This window comes from Thermomicrobiales bacterium, assembly GCA_037045155.1.
Lineage (GTDB): Bacteria > Chloroflexota > Chloroflexia > Thermomicrobiales > CFX8 > JAMLIA01.
Window position 1 is genome coordinate 1,158,151 of the sequence record JBAOIG010000005.1, and the last position, 15,162, is coordinate 1,173,312.

The 15,162-nt window shown below is 65.8% G+C and carries 11 protein-coding genes and 1 riboswitch; of the genes, 8 read left to right on the plus strand and 3 right to left on the minus strand.

Annotated features, from left to right (window positions below; genetic code table 11):
- Nucleotides 1-2 precede the first annotated feature (2 nt).
- Together V9F06_15355 and V9F06_15360 are read right to left on the minus strand one after the other, a co-directional pair.
- Nucleotides 3-1,295, minus strand: coding sequence for an FAD-binding oxidoreductase (locus tag V9F06_15355; GenBank protein ID MEI2618986.1), 1,293 nt, complete (start codon nucleotides 1,293-1,295; stop codon nucleotides 3-5).
- A 58-nt stretch (nucleotides 1,296-1,353) separates the two neighbouring features.
- Entirely contained in the window at nucleotides 1,354-1,881 is a 528-nt protein-coding gene (locus tag V9F06_15360) for a hypothetical protein (protein ID MEI2618987.1), read from the minus strand.
- 135 nt (nucleotides 1,882-2,016) lie between these two features.
- Nucleotides 2,017-2,155, plus strand: a riboswitch (FMN riboswitch).
- Between the two features lie 314 nt (nucleotides 2,156-2,469).
- Between V9F06_15360 and V9F06_15365 the strand changes: the two genes are divergently transcribed.
- The 7 genes from V9F06_15365 to V9F06_15395 all read left to right on the plus strand — a co-directional run bounded on the left by V9F06_15365 (nucleotide 2,470) and on the right by V9F06_15395 (nucleotide 10,419).
- On the plus strand, nucleotides 2,470-3,159 hold the full coding sequence (locus tag V9F06_15365; GenBank protein MEI2618988.1) for an ABC transporter permease: 690 nt from the start codon (nucleotides 2,470-2,472) through the stop codon (nucleotides 3,157-3,159).
- A gap of 8 nt (nucleotides 3,160-3,167) precedes the next feature.
- A complete protein-coding gene (locus tag V9F06_15370; GenBank protein MEI2618989.1) occupies nucleotides 3,168-4,268 on the plus strand; it encodes an ABC transporter substrate-binding protein in 1,101 nt (366 codons plus the stop codon).
- Between the two features lie 86 nt (nucleotides 4,269-4,354).
- Nucleotides 4,355-5,020 (plus strand): nitroreductase family protein, encoded by a 666-nt coding sequence (locus tag V9F06_15375; protein MEI2618990.1) that lies wholly within the window; start codon nucleotides 4,355-4,357, stop codon nucleotides 5,018-5,020.
- Between the two features lie 238 nt (nucleotides 5,021-5,258).
- Nucleotides 5,259-8,105 (plus strand): S8 family serine peptidase, encoded by a 2,847-nt coding sequence (locus tag V9F06_15380; protein ID MEI2618991.1) that lies wholly within the window; start codon nucleotides 5,259-5,261, stop codon nucleotides 8,103-8,105.
- A 101-nt stretch (nucleotides 8,106-8,206) separates the two neighbouring features.
- A complete protein-coding gene (locus V9F06_15385; protein MEI2618992.1) occupies nucleotides 8,207-8,869 on the plus strand; it encodes an MOSC domain-containing protein in 663 nt (220 codons plus the stop codon).
- Nucleotides 8,870-9,249: 380 nt separating this feature from the next.
- Nucleotides 9,250-9,714, plus strand: a complete 465-nt coding sequence (locus V9F06_15390; protein MEI2618993.1) for a plastocyanin/azurin family copper-binding protein — start codon at nucleotides 9,250-9,252, stop codon at nucleotides 9,712-9,714.
- Between the two features lie 138 nt (nucleotides 9,715-9,852).
- Nucleotides 9,853-10,419: a phosphatase PAP2 family protein gene (locus V9F06_15395; protein MEI2618994.1), complete on the plus strand. Its 567-nt coding sequence runs from the start codon at nucleotides 9,853-9,855 to the stop codon at nucleotides 10,417-10,419.
- A gap of 28 nt (nucleotides 10,420-10,447) precedes the next feature.
- On the opposite strand, the gene V9F06_15400 is transcribed toward V9F06_15395, so the two are convergent.
- Nucleotides 10,448-12,550: a hypothetical protein gene (locus V9F06_15400; GenBank protein ID MEI2618995.1), complete on the minus strand. Its 2,103-nt coding sequence runs from the start codon at nucleotides 12,548-12,550 to the stop codon at nucleotides 10,448-10,450.
- 412 nt (nucleotides 12,551-12,962) lie between these two features.
- On the opposite strand from V9F06_15400, the gene V9F06_15405 reads away from it, so the two are divergent.
- Complete coding sequence (locus V9F06_15405; protein MEI2618996.1) at nucleotides 12,963-15,116, plus strand: acetate--CoA ligase family protein; 2,154 nt, start codon at nucleotides 12,963-12,965, stop codon at nucleotides 15,114-15,116.
- The last annotated feature ends 46 nt before the right edge of the window (nucleotides 15,117-15,162 follow it).

Here is a 15,162-nt window from a genome sequence, read left to right on the forward strand (position 1 = left end):
CGCTAGATCGTCGCGCGGGGTGGAGCGACGTCCTTTTCCTTGAATCGACTGTAGCGCAGCTTGTGCAGGTCGACCGAGGGTTGGCCGTCGAGGATCAGCTCGGAGACGACTCGGCCGACGATCGGGCCGAGGGCGAAGCCGTGGCCGCTGAAGCCGGTCGCCACGATCAGGCCGGGCCGTTCGTCGATCGCGCCGATGACCGGAATGCCGTCCGGCATCGTGTCGATCAGGCCGGCCCACTTGCGCGCCAGCAATGTGTTCTCCAGCGCCGGGAAGAGCTGGCCCAGCTCGCGACGACAGCCCTCAACGATATCGTTGTTCGGCGTTGGGTCGATCTGCGGTCGGGGATCGAAGCCGGGGACGCGCGTCGGCGAACCGGGGATCGAGCGGGCCGCGTCGCGTAGCAGCGCGCCGGTGACCCTCCACTCAAGGAATCCGCGGTTTGCCCGGTAGTTCGGCATGAAGTCTCGCGCGTAGCGGAACGAATCGAGCGTCACCTCGTGGTCGGAACCGCCAACGAGCGACATATAGAGCGAGCCGCCTGGTCGCTGCCGAAAGGCCAACCCGCCACGGATGGCCACCGCAACACCGGTGATTGGTGGCACGGGCACTGTCTCAACGGCTGTCCCACGAACGACAAGCTGTGGCAGGTTCAGCCCGACAGTCCGTAGCAGGCGGCTCGACCAGCCGCCGGCCGCCACGACGACGAGCGGCGCTGCGATCGTGCCCCGGTCGGTGCGGACTCCAATAACGCGCCCGCCGGCCAGCTCGATGGATTGCGCGGTGCAGTCCGTCTCAATGGTCGCCCCCAGCCGCTGAGCTGCGTCGGTGAAGGCGGCCGGCGCTTTGCCCGGCTCGGCGTGGCCATCGCTGGGCGTATACATCCCCCCGAGCCATTCACCCTGAATCCCGGGCACGAGCTTGTGAATCTCTTCGGGCGAAATGAGACGCGTATCGACGCCGTAGTCGCGTGACGCAGCCACCCAGTCGCGGAATTGCTGCATCCGCTCCTCGTTGTCAGCGATCATCAGGTTGCCCTGCTGGACCCATTCGACATCGCTACCGAGCTCGGCCGAAAGTTCCGGCCAGATCCTGTTGCTGGCAATTGCCAGTGGCAACTCCGCCAGGTCGCGCCCCTGCTGTCGGACGAACCCCCAGGCGCGCGTAGACTGCTGCCCGCCCTTCGGGCCCTTCTCCAGCAGCACGACATCCGAGCCGCGCCGGGCAAGCTCGTATGCGGTTGCGCTGCCCATGATTCCGCCGCCAATAACGACGACATCGGCCTTTGTCTTCATGCTCTCCTCCTCATGTTTCCCGGGGCGCCGAGTGAATTGTACGAGGAACTGGTCAGACTCACGTCATGACGATCACGAGCGCCTCGGGCGTTGCCTGGATAATATCGACGCCAGCCTCCCAGTCGAGCGGGATGTCGCGCTCGCGCAGCAGTGCCGCGATATCGACGTCGATCGACTTCGGGCCTGACAGTCGCATCCCGGGCTGGTGGTTCACAGAGCCGAGAACGTGCTCGAGCAACCAGTTTGCGCCAAACGGACCGAGCCGCAGGTCGGCGACTGTCGCCCGAAGCTGACCGTTGCCGGCCGGACTGAGGCGGACACGAGTGGTGACCGGCTGGTTCAGAATCCCGCGCCTGGCACGGATAACGATCTCGACCCCGCCGTCGATCAGCCGCGCGGATTCGTATCGCACAGTCGCCGGCCCGACCTTGACAGGATCGGCCAGCAACTGCTCGACGATGCGGATGAAACCGGCGTTCGGCAGGCGCACCTCGCAGGCGTGGATGGCCGGCCGTATCGTGCCGTCGGGTTCGATACGCAACCGCACGACCGCATTGTTCACGATCAGATCACCGACAATATCCAATTGATGCTCCTGTCGATGGGCTACGATCGATCTCGGCTCGGCCCTGCGCCGGACGATAGCACGCCAGAAACTGACGCGATTGGTCGACACCCCTTTACCGTTGAGGATAGAGTCGTATACTAGACGGCGACAAGCGAGGTCCTTCGGGGCAGGGTGCGGGGCGTGTAGCCCCAATTCCCGATCGGCGGTATAGCCCGCGAGCGAGGTGTGTAACCTTGCATGATCCGGTGAGATTCCGGGGCCGACGGTACAGTCCGGATGAAAGAAGGCTCGCGGTAGTCTCAGACCCGATGGCTGGGGTTCGCGGCGTTGTCCGTCGCTCCCGGCAGCGAGTTGTCTGGCACTGCTTCCCCCCGAAGGCATCCCCGCCTTCGGGTTTGTTGTGTCAGGCAGGTTAATCGCATGCTGCTCACCCGGATATCTCCTTCTTCGAGGGAGGTCGCTCACATCGAGAGATCGACGTCCCAGACTGCGCCAGCGCTGAATGCGCCTGGTCGACAGACGACGCGTTCGTCGCGGCGATTCAGCCGCCTGCTGGGGCTCCTTCCTGCGATTCTTCTGGGGCTATCTCTGCTGTTGCTTTGGCAGATGCTCGTTAGCTCCAAGACCGTTTCGACGTTCCTGTTGCCCCAGCCGATCGACGTGGCGCGCTCGTTCTGGAACGCGCTAACCAACGGGTTGTTCTGGCGATATACCCGAACCACCCTGGCGGAAAGCACGCTCGGCTTTGTCGCCGGCGCGGCGTTCGCCCTGCCGATTGGCTACGGGATCGCCCGGAGCGGTCTGCTGGCCCGCGCTCTGGAGCCATACCTCGCCGCCAGTCAGGCGATGCCGGCGGTGGCCATCGCGCCGGTGCTCGTGATCTGGCTCGGCTACGGGTTGAAGGCCGTCGTCGTGCTGTGCGCGCTCATCGTCTTCTTCCCGATCGTCGTCAACACCGCGCTTGGCATCCGCACGATCGACCGCGACGTGATCGATGCTGCCAGAGTGGATGGCGCGCACGGCCTGTCGCTGCTACGGCATTTCGAGGCGCCATTGGCGATGCCGTCCGTGCTGACCGGGCTGCGCACGAGCCTGACGCTCTCGATTATCGGCGCGGTTGTTGGCGAGTTTATTCTCGGAGACCAGGGGTTGGGAGGGTTGCTGACGATTGCTCGCAGCAATTTCGACACGCCGCTCGTCTTCGCCACACTGTTCATGTTGATGCTGATGGCGTCCGCGATGTACGGGGTCGCCCGGTTGATCGAGGGGCGCGTGCTGCGCTCTCTGGAAGGATAAGACACAGAATGCGGATGCTCGTATCGACCTGGCAGTCGTCACGATCTCGCCGGCCAGCGTTGGCGATGCTCGTCATGTTCGTGGCGCTCATGCCGCTGCTTGCGGCATGCGGGGGCAACAGCGGCACGCCCACAACAGCGACCGGGGCGGGGACGACCGCCTCGCCGGAGAGCGCGGGCTCACCGGCAACGGCTGCCGGAAAGACGACCAACGTCACGATCGGTCTCAGCTTCGTGCCGAATATCCAGTTCGCCCCGTTCTACGTTGCGATCGAGAAGGGCTTCTTTGCCCAGCGCGGACTGAACGTCAAGCTCAACCACCATCAGGCCGGCGCTGACTTGTTCGGGCCGCTGATCGCCGGCCAGGAGAACGTCATGATGGCGGGCGGAGATGAAGTGCTCGCCGCGAGGGCCAAGGGCGCCGAGATCGTCTACGTCGGCGAGGTATTCACGCGCTACCCGGTTGGTCTGATCGTGCCGGCCGATTCAGCCATCCAGTCGGTCGCCGATATCAAGGGCAAGAAGGTCGGGATCCCCGGGCCGTACGGCGCGAATTACATCGGCCTGCTGGCGCTACTGGCGAGCGCCGGCCTGACCGAGAAGGATATCCAGACCGAGAGCGTTGGCTTCACCCAGGCAGCGGCGCTGCTGGCCGGGCATGTCGATGCTGTCATGGGTTATGTCAACAACGAGCCGCTGCAGTTGCGAAAGGGAGGCATGGAGACACGGGTCTTCCCTGTCGCCGATGTCCAGCCACTTGTCTCGAACGGACTGATCATCACCGGGAAGACACTTCAGGACAACACCGAGATGGCGAGGGCAACCGTTGCTGCGACGCTGGAGGGCGTTCAGTACACGATCGACCATCCGGACGAGGCGCTGGAGATCACGAAGAAGTACGTGCCGACGCTGATCGACGCCCAGCAGGTCGCTGACGCCAGGGCAGTGCTCGACGCGTCGCTACCGCTCTGGAAGCAGGCGACCCCACCCGGATCGACCGACCCGGCGGCATGGCAAAGCATGGCCGACTTTCTGACCGGGCACGGCCTGCTGGATGGTTCGGTGGATGTCTCAGCCGCATTCACGAACTCGCTCGTCGGACAGCCGTAGGCCGATATGAAGACCGGCCGGCCCCTGCGCGCCGGGTGTCCACGCGATGAAGTGCCAGAGGGCGACTGATGCCGAAGGAAGCCGAGATGATCCCAGCCCCGACACCCGCTGAACGACAGCCGTTGGCAGACGACGCGTTGGAAGCGTTCGGCACGGTGATCCGCGGCCGCCGGTCGGTGCGGCGGTTCCGGCCCGATCCGTTGCCGGATGAGCTGGTTGATCGGGTGTTGGAGGCCGGGCTCTGGGCTCCTTCGCCGCACGGCACGCAGCCGTGGCGGTTCGCTGTGCTGCGCGCCGTGGAAACCCGCGCGCAACTGGCCGACGCGATGGCTGCGAGCTGGCGGCACAATCTGGCGATGGACGGTGAGTCGGAAGAGGTCATACTCGGCCGGCTGGCCGGGTCGCGGCGACGGCTGACCGAGGCGCCTGTCTTGATCCTCGTGTCCCTCGATACTCGCGATCTCGACCACTATCCGGATCCTGCGCGCGCGGCTGCCGAGCGCACGATGGCGATCCAGAGCCTTGGGGCGTGCGTTCAGAACATGCTGCTGGCAGCCCATGCGAACGGCATCGACGCAGGGTGGATGTGCGCGCCGCTGTTCTGTCCAGAGATTGTCGTCGCGTCGCTGGGGCTGGATCCGGCGATCGAGCCGCAGGCGCTCCTCGCGCTCGGCCACGCCGCGGCGGATCCGAAGCGCCGTCCACGCAGGTCGCTCGGCGCGCTTCTCGTGTTCGACGACCGAGATAGCTAGGACACCGGCGGCAACAACGGATCGTGCCGCGAGGCACTATTCAAACCGGGCAGTCGCCACTATGATGCAGTGGATGTCCGCGCACTTCTGAACCATTCATCGAACGACGCCGGAGTCCTCTACACAATGGGTTCGTCGTCGTGGTGCGCGGCCCGTGCCGTTCCGGAGGGATCGCCCCCACGTCGCGAAACTGCCGCGTCGCGCGAGCATCCATCCTCCATAGCGTCAGGACAGCCAGATGCTGCGTCGAATCCTGTTGGTGTTCTTCCTCCTGTTCTCGTTGGGGGTTCTCCTCGCTCCCATGCCGGCCAGCGCGGCAACCGACTCGGGCGGAGATTTCGTTCCCGGCGAACTCCTGGTCAAGTTTCGGACAGGGACTCGAACCGCCGACATTGCCGATGCACATCGAACGTCAGGCGGTCGCGTCGAGCGGACTGTCCGTGGCGGCGATGTCCAGGTGGTGGCGGTGCCGCGTGGTCTCGAGACCTCCCGGCTGGCGCTGTATCGCCGCAACTCGAACGTCGAGTTCGCTGAGCTGAACGGGATCTATCACGCAGTCGCGATGCCGAATGATCCCCGCGTCGGCGATCAGTGGCAGTATCAGAACACGGGCCAGACCGGCGGGAAGGTCGATGCGGATATCGACGCGTTTGAAGCCTGGGATGTCACGCAGGGCAGCCCGAGCGTCGCGATCGCTATCGTCGACACGGGCATCGACTCGGCGCACGCCGACCTGTCGGGCAAAGTGGTGAAGTCGGTGAACTTCACCAGCAGCCCGACCGCCGAGGATCGCTTCGGACATGGCACCCATGTCGCGGGGATTGTTGCCGCGACAACCGGCAACAGCATCGGCGTCGCCGGGACGTGTCCGAACTGTGTGCTCTACAACGTCAAGGTGCTGGGCGATGACGGCAGCGGCTCCTGGGCGAACATCGCTGCCGGAATCAACTGGGCGCTCGACAACGGGGCCAAGGTGATCAACCTCAGCCTCGGCGGGACAGTCGGCTCCTACGCGCTGCAATCATCGATCAACAACGCCTGGAGCAAGGGGGTCGTCGTTGTCGCGGCAGCCGGCAATAGCAACACCTCGTCGGCGTTCTACCCTGCCTACTACAGCAATACCATCGCCGTGGCCGCGACGAATAGCAGCGACCAGCGGTCGAGCTTCTCGAACTACGGCAGCTGGGTTGATGTTGCCGCGCCGGGCGAGAACATTCTCTCGACGACGATGAACAGCACCTACGGCACGATGAGCGGCACGTCGATGGCCGCGCCGTTTGTATCCGGTCTGGCCGGCCTGCTCTGGTCCACTGGTTACGGGACCAGCAACAGCAGCGTGCGTAGCCGGCTGGAATCCACCGCCGATCGCATCACCGGGACCGGTAGCCGGTGGGCGAACGGAAGAATCAACGCCTGCAAAGCGGTTGGCGGGCAATGTGACCAGCCGGCCAATGGGCCGACTGTCTCGATTGCCAGCCCGGCGAACGGTGTCCTCGTCACTGACGTGAGCGCCGCGCTCTTCGTCGAGGTTCTGGCGAATGACGCGGCGGCCGCGCCTGGGTCGCTGGGCGTGGCGATTAGCGTCGACGGTGGCTCATGGAACGCGGCTGCCTGGAACGCATCTACCTCCCGATATGGGTGGAGCTGGGATCTCAGCGGCTTGGCAAACGGGCCCCACTCGATCCGCGCCCGCGCGACTAACGCGACGAACGTGAGCACAGTCACTACTCCCGTCAACGTCCGGATTGCTCGACCAGTAGCCCTGCCCGGCACGTTCCAGGCAGAGGACTACACCTCGTACTACGACAACTCCTCTGGCAACGTAGGCGGCGCCTACTGGAACGATGACGTCGACAAGGAGTCCTGCTCGGACGGAGCCGGCTGCTACAGCGTCGGCTGGATTGAGTCTGGCGAGTGGTTGTCGTACCCAGTGGCGATCGCCGGGGCAGGCAACTACGCATTCTCGTTCCGCCTGGCGACGCCGAACTCGAACGCGACGATCCGGGTGCTGATTGACGACGCCGACGTGTCCGGGCCGATCGCGATCTCAAGCACCGGCGGCTGGCAGGCCTGGGGGAACGCCACCAGCGGGCCAGTGCCTCTGCCGGCCGGATCCCACACACTGAAGCTCGTCTTCGGATACAGCGGGACCAACCCCGGCTATCTGTTCAATCTCAACTCCGCGACCGTCACTCAGTCGGTCGCAGTCGACAACCCGCCGACCGTCGCGATCACCAGCCCGGGGGCGACGACGACGGTCGCCGGCCTCGTCAGCGTCGTGGCGACAGCTAGCGACGACATCGGCGTGGCCCGCGTCGAATTCCTGGTCGATGGCGCGTCGATTGGCGTCGATACGAACGGCGGAGACGGCTGGGCGGTCACCTGGGATTCCAGCAGTGTCGGAGATGGCGCGCGCACGCTGACGGCGATAGCGACGGACAGCGCCGGCCAGTCGACGACGAGCGCCGCCATCACCATCAATGTCAAGAATCTCAACGCACCGCCCCAGGCTCTGTTTACCGCGGCCTGCAGCGGCCTCTCGTGTGCGTTTGACGCGAGCGGATCTCTGGATCCCGACGGCACGATCGTGGGGTATGCGTGGCTGTTTGGTGACGGTGGCAGCGGCTCCGGATCGACGACCAGCCATACATATTCCGGCTCGGGAAGCTACACCGTCACACTGACAGTGACCGACAACCAGGGAGCGACTGCGCAATCCAGCAAGACGGTCGATGTGGCTGCCCTGGCGGCAACGATGCACATTGGTGACCTCGATGGCAGCTACGCCCGGTTCTGGTTCTGGACGAGCGCGACCGTCAGCGTCCGGGTGGAGGCCGGCGACGGCAGCGGCGTCGCTAGCGCCACGGTGAACGGGACGTTCCGGCAGGGAACCTGGTCGAAACGCATGTCGTGTGTGACCGGCACTGCCGGCGTCTGCACGATCTCGTCCGGCACGCTGCCATCGGGCACTGCGAGCGCGAGCTTCACAGTCGATTCGGTGACGCATGCGACGTTGACCTACGACGCAACCGCGAACCGCGACCCGGATGGCGACAGCGACGGCACGACGATTTTGATTCGATAGCGGCAACTGGAGGATGCGTCCGGATTCCACTGCCCGGTGCGATCTCAGAGTGCTGATACGATGGTGTCGGCCCCGAAGGGATCAGGCATGGGAGGGACGAAGTGACGCATCCGGTCGTGCTGTCGATTCAGGTCGGCATGCCAAGGACGATGGTCGATGAGAGCGGTATCGATCAACTCGATGCTCAGTGGATCAGCGGGATCTATAAGGACACCGTTCAGGGGCCGGTCCGGCTCACGGTTACCGGGCCGGAGGGGGATGGGCAGGCCGACCTGGTCTACCACGGTGGCCTCCATCAGGCTGTCCTGCTCTACGCGGCGAGCCACTATCCGGCCTGGCGCGAGGAACTCGGCCGGCCGGACCTCGTGTTCGGCGACTTCGGCGAGAATCTGACGGTCGAGGGTCTGACCGAGGCGGACGTCTGCATCGGCGATCGCTACGAGCTCGGCGAGACGCTCCTGGAGGTGTCGCAGCCACGGCAGCCGTGCTGGAAGCTCTCGCGCCGCAACGGTGTCGCCGGCCTGGCCCAGGAGGTCGTGCGCAAAGGGCTCGGCGGCTGGTACGTCCGGGTGCTTCGCGAGGGCAATGTCGAAGCTGGCCAGGAGCTCATCAGGCTCGCGCGCCCCTACCCCGACTGGACCATCCTGCGCGCCAACGACATCATCTACGGTCGCGAGGCGGATCCGGTCACGCGGGCCGCGCTGGCCGCCTGCCCGGCGATCTCGCCACGCTGGAAAGAGGCGCTGTCGGGAAACCCTGACTGAGCCAGCACCACCGCGCCTGCGCGCCAGCCATTCAGCCGAGATTGGCTCGATCCGCAAGGAGGCGGGTAGATCCCTGTGTTGATGGTATGCCAGCAACACCCGCAGCGTCGTGCTGCTACGTTGCAGAGACGCGCATGATAGACTGCGCTCACCGCTCGAGAATCCGTTTGTTGAATCGATCGTAGACCGCGCTAATCGTTGGCCACGCAACGTTCCAGTCCGGATCGGACTGATGTTCGGGTGCACCCTTGTAGCCGAGAGGCCAGGCGAACGACCTCAGATCGATCGTTGCTGGCCCTGCGGCTCACTATCGAGTCATTTGCTCCTGTCAGTAACCCGCATGCAGGCGGGATCTGGAGCGCAGTGATGGGGAGGCTCGCATGGTCGATCATCAGTGGCGTCGGTTTCGTCTGTTTGTCATCCTGATCGTGATGGGGCTGATCTCGACGGTTGCGGCGGCCGGCGGCGCGGCTGAGGCGCAGCTCGGGCTGAAGAGCAGCGCGGCGGCCCAGAGGGCCACGATCACCGCGCAGACCGTCTACTTCGAGCCGTATGATCTCCTGCTCCAGGCGGGCGTTCCGGTGGTGCTGGAGTTCAGGAACGATGGGCGGTCTCACCACGACCTCGTGATCGACGGGATCAACATTATCGACGGGGTTGTCGATATGGGATCGAGCAGTGGTGGCCCGAAGATGTCGTTCAAGCCCGGCACTGTGCGACTGGTGGCGGGCAAGGGGCAGTCCGTTCGGGTGACGTTCATCCCGCGGGTCGGGAGGTTCGACTTCTATTGCAGCGAGGCCGGCCATCGTGGGGCCGGGATGCGTGGGACGATTGTGGTGCGGTAGGTCGCCTGTCCTGACAGGGTTCTACGGCGAGCGGGTCGGGCGCTGATGATAAGATCCACCACCCGTCGCGGCGCGACGCCCTGAGTCAGCCGCATGCCGATGAGGCGCGGCCGATGTGCCGCGTCGAAAGGACCCAGCATGGATACCCGGCTGCTCTACGCGATCAACGGCCTTGCCGGCCGATATGACCTTGTCGACGACATGGTCGAGATGATCAGCCACTACGGGCCGCTTCTGATGGTCGCTATCCTCGTCGGGCTCTGGTTCTGGCCGGCCGCGCGAGACCAACGGGATCGGTTCCAGTCGGCGGTGATCATCGCCACCTTCAGCGCGACACTGGCGCTTGGCGTGAATCAGGTGATCATTCGGACCTGGGATCGCCCTCGCCCATTCGCTGCGCACGCGGTGACGCTGCTGCTGGCGCCTTCGAAGGATCCGTCCTTTCCCAGCGATCACGCCGCCTTCGCCTTTGCGGTGGCGGTTGCGGTGCTCCTGATGGCGCGGCGCGTTGGCTGGCTGCTGCTGGCGATGGCGGCGCTGATCGGCCTGGCCCGCGTGTACGCCGGCGAACACTACCCGGGTGATGTCGTCGCTGGCGCGGTGGTGGGCTCGTTGGTGGCGACGCTGTGCGCAGCGCAGTACTCGCTGGTGGCGCCGGTGCTCGACCCGATGCTGCAATTCGCTCGTCGGATACACCTCGCCTGATGGGTTGGCGAGGCGCCCTCGACGTCGCTCAGCCGACGTGGACTGCTGGGCGGCTCTCGGGGTCTGGCTCGGCCTTGCGCAGGATCTCGTGCGTCAGTGGGGCGATGTCACCTTCGCCGAAGAGGATGAACCGCGCCAGGTACTTGAGTGGGTTTCCCTCCGTCCAGCCAAAGTAGATGTGCGGGATCGTGCCGGTGCGGTCGCGCGCGTAGAGGGAGAACGCCGCGATGGCGTTCGGCACCGAGGATGCTCGCGCCTGGAGGACACGATAGTCGCCGATCTGTTCGCCGTGAACCACCAGGGTCGGCGCGAATTCGGATGCGTCGGCAATCTCGACCTCGAAGAACAGCGGGACGCTGCCGCCGGGGATGTGATGGTCCGCGCGTTGTTCGCGCAGCTTCAGCAGGTATGAGCGTGGCGTGCGGGCGTCCGGGTGGTTGGCGATCAGGCGGATCGATCCATGGCCGGCCGCGTCGATCAGCATGCGTTCGGCCGCGTTGTCGAGCACGACCTCGCTGACGCGAAGCTCGGTAGCGCGAAAGACCCGCGAGATGAGCGAGGTGACGATAATCGCGCCGATGAAGAACGACGCGATCTTGACGCCGTCTGGCCGCTCGAACACGTTCACGATGGTTGTGTAAACGAAGACGATCATGATCGCCCCGAAGACGACCTGCCGGAACCGGGACTGGTGGCGGAGCATCGACAGGAATACGGCGATCGCTGCCGACGACATCAGCACCAGGACGCCGGTCGCGTAGGCGCCACCCTGCGCGTCCACGTCGGCGTTGAACCAGAGGGTGACGACGAAGGCGATGACAGTGAACACGATCACGAGCGGGCGGATCATCCGGGCCCAGTCTGGCGCCATGCCGTAGCGCGGCAGGTAGCGCGGGACGAGGTTGAGGAGGCCGGCCATCGCAGACGCGCCGGCGAACCAGAGGATCAGGATCGTGCTGATGTCATAGATCGTTCCGAAGGTGTTGCCGAGGTATTCGTGCGCGAGGAACGCGAGCGCTCGCCCGTTGGCTGCGCCATTCGGCTCGAACTCGGCCTTCGGGATCAGCACGATCGTCGCGAAGCTGCTGGCAATCAGGAAGAAGCTCATGATCACGGCGGCAGTTCTCAGCAGCTTGCGGGTGTTGCGAATGCGGCCGGCCGGGTTAGCTTCGGTGTCAGTCGGATCTCCTTCGACCAGCGGCATCACCGCCACACCGGTCTCGAATCCGGACAGCCCGAGCGCCAGCCGTGGGAATAGAAGCAGCGCGACGGCTACCATCATGATCGGGTTCGGGTGCTCGGTTGTGAGCCGTGTCCACCAGTGGCTGACGAGAACTGGATGATCCAGCACATGTGCCAGTCCGACGGCGATGACGACGACGTTGAGGGCGAGGTAGGTGAACACCAGGATGACCGCGATGCCTATCGCCTCCTTGAACCCTTTCAGGAAGACGAGGCACAGGACCGTGATCATGAAGAGCGTGATGAGCACCTGGTGGCCAGCCAGGGCGCGAGGCCAGAACGGATTCTCTCGCACGTGAGCGGTCGCGTCTGCCGACGAGAGGGTGATCGTGATGATGAAGTCGGTTGCCGCGAAGCCGAGCAGCGCCAGGACGAATAGCTTGCCTTTCCACCAGTCCAGCAGCCGCTCCAGCATTGCGATAGAGCCCTCGCCATGGGGGCTGCGCGCGGCGACGATGCTGTAGATGGGATAGGCGCCAACCAGCGTGAGGATCACCAGGATGAGCGTGGCCAGCGGAGCGAGCGCGCCGGCGGCCAGCGCCGCGATGCCCGGCTGATAGCCGAGGGTCGAGAAGTAGTCGAGCCCGGTCAGACACATGACCTTCCACCAGCGATGCTTCTTCTCGGCGTGCTCGTGCTGGGTTCCCCCCTGGGCGTCGTCTGATGTCGTCTGGAGCAGCCACCCGCCTATCCGCGTGTGACGAGGGTTGCCACGCCGGCGAAGGAATGTCCGCTCCCCCTCCTGGACGAGTATCTCCGGCGAGCGCAGCACGTGGATGCGCCGGTCGCCCGGCTTCGTCCCTTCGCGCTGGATGTACCGCGTGGGCTTCCGTGGCGGATCGCCGGTGTTCTTGCGGTCTGGATGGGAAGGGTCCGACGAGTCGCTCATCGCTGCGCCGACGCAATGCGCCGCGCATTGGCCACGACGGGACGGCGGGATACCCGCTTGATGTTCACGGAGAGAACCATCGCCACCCCAATCTCTCGGACTGCCGGCCGGCCCGAAACCGAGTGATGCTGCCGTCGTGCAGCAGATACGATGCCAACATACGACCGCCAGTGCCGGCGCGCACCTGCAGTGGGCGGTTTCTCGCCATGATGCCGCATGCGCGAGCACCAGCGCTGGCTTGAGGACGCGCAGTGTTGCACTCGCCGCGCGCGCCGTCAACCTGTCCTGGTGGGCGTCACGAGGCGGTTGACGTGGTTTGATGGTGTTGCTACCGTCCGCGCCGGACATTCACTCTGTTGATCTCGTTCATGTCGTCGCCGCGTGGTTACGCATGCTGGAGAGGAATTGCGTCGTGGGCAGATCGGGCGAGCCTGGGCGGGCTGTTGAGAGCCATCGTTTGCGGCGTCTGGTCGATCCGGCATCGATCGCAGTCGTGGGCGTCTCGCCGAAGGGTGGATACGGACTCGGGACCGTCGAGAACCTCGAGCGTTTCGGCTTTCCGGGTCGCATCTACCAGGTGAACCCGAACTATCGCGAGGTTGCCGGCCGGCCGGCCTGGCCCGATCTGGCTTCCCTTCCGGAGGCGGTCGACGCGGTCGCGATTGCCGTCCCTGCCCGCGCGACGCCGGGTGTCGTTCGTGACGCGATCGCGACCGGCGCGGGTGGCGCCGTCGCCTTCGCCGCAGGATTCGCCGAGCTGGGCGCCGAGGGGCTCTCGCTTCAGGCGGAGATCGCGGCGCTGGGTCGTGAATCGGGCTTTCCGTTGATCGGCCCGAACTGTCTCGGCGTCGTGAACTACGTTCGGCGGACACCCCTCTGGGGGATCACCACCGGCACGCGGACAGAGGCGGGGCGCATTGCGGTTGTCGGTCAGAGCGGGAACATCGTCCTGTCGCTGATGTCGTCCACCTGCTGCCCCCCGCTCTCACACGCCGTCTCGTGCGGCAACCAGGCGGTGGTAGATGCTGTTGAGGTTATCGACTTCTTCCTTGGTGATCCTGAGGTTCGGGTTGTCATCGCGGTGATGGAGACGATCGGGGATGTTGCGGCATTCCGGCGGGTCGCCGCGAGGGCCGCTGAGCGCGAGACGCCAATCATCGTCCTCAAGCTGGGGCGATCCATGCAGGGAAGTCGAGCGGCGGTCGCGCACACAGGCTCGCTCACTGGCGCGACGCACCTGGCCGATGCGCTGTTCGATGAGTGTGGCGTGATCCGGGTCAACGATCTGGATGAGGCGGGGGCGGTGGCCGCGCTGCTGGCTGCGAAGCGGCGGCCGGCCGGCCGTGGCCTCGGTGTCACTGCCAGCTCTGGCGGCGAATGTGGCCTCGTCTCGGACATCGCGGCGGCGGCCGGCCTGACGCTGCCGGAGCTGCCAGCGTCGGCGAGTGAGCGCATCGCACCGCTGCTCCCGCCGTTCGCGCGGCCGGCGAACCCACTCGATATCACCGCCGTCGGCTGGGGCTATCGGGATGTGTCGCGCGAGACGATTGCCGCGCTCGCGGCGATCCCGGGCGTCGATATCGTGGCCAGCGTCGGGCAGGCGTCGGCCTACGTCGGCTCGCTCGACGAGTATGGCTGGTGGCCGATGGTGGAGGGGCTTGGCGACGTCGCTGCCAGCGGTTCGACGCCGATCGTCGTTGTCAGCACCGTCCCGGATGTCCAGCCCGAGCTGGTCGCGGCGCTGGCGGCCTACGATATCCCGGTCCTGGCCGGGACGCAGACCGCGATCCATGCGATCGCGAGCGCCGGCCGGTATGCCGAGTGGCTTCGCGATCGGCCGGCGCCGGCGGTGGCTGCCCCGATTGACGAGCGGCGACGGGCGAAGGCGCTGGCGCTCCTGCCTCCTGCCGGGTCGGGGGGAGTGTCGGAGACGGTGAGCAAGGCGGTCGCGGATCTCTACGGCATTCCGACGCCGGCCGGCGGCATCGCGACGACGGTGGACGAGGCGCTGGGGATCGCGCGTGAGACAGGGTATCCCGTCGTGCTGAAGATCGAGGCGGACGGGCTGCACCACAAGACGGAGGCCGGCGGCGTTGTGGTCGGCCTTGATAGCGACGACGCGGTGCGGGTCGCGTACCCGGCTCTCGTCAGGCGGGTGATGACCGCCGTGCCGGACGCCGGGATCCGCGGGGTGCGGGTCGAGCGGATGGCGCCGGAGGGGGTCGAGCTGGTTGTCGGCGGGACGAACGATCCGGCATTCGGGCCGGCTGTCGTCGTCGGGATGGGCGGCGTGCTGGTCGAGCTGCTGCGCGACGCGGTCCACGGGCTGGCGCCGGTCGACATGGCCGGCGGGCTTCGGATGCTGGCGGCATTGCGCGGGCGACCGCTCCTGGAGGGGTTCCGCGGGGGGAGGCCGGCCGACACCGAGGCGGTCGCGGCTGCCATCGCCGCGGTCTCGACGTTGCTCTCCGAGCTGCCGGAAGTGCGTGAGATCGACATCAACCCACTGGTCGCGCTCGGGCGTGGCGACGGATGTGTCGCGCTGGACTGCCTGCTCGTGGTCTGAAATTCGCGACGGAACAGGCTATACTCCCGCGTCGGTGGGGTATCGC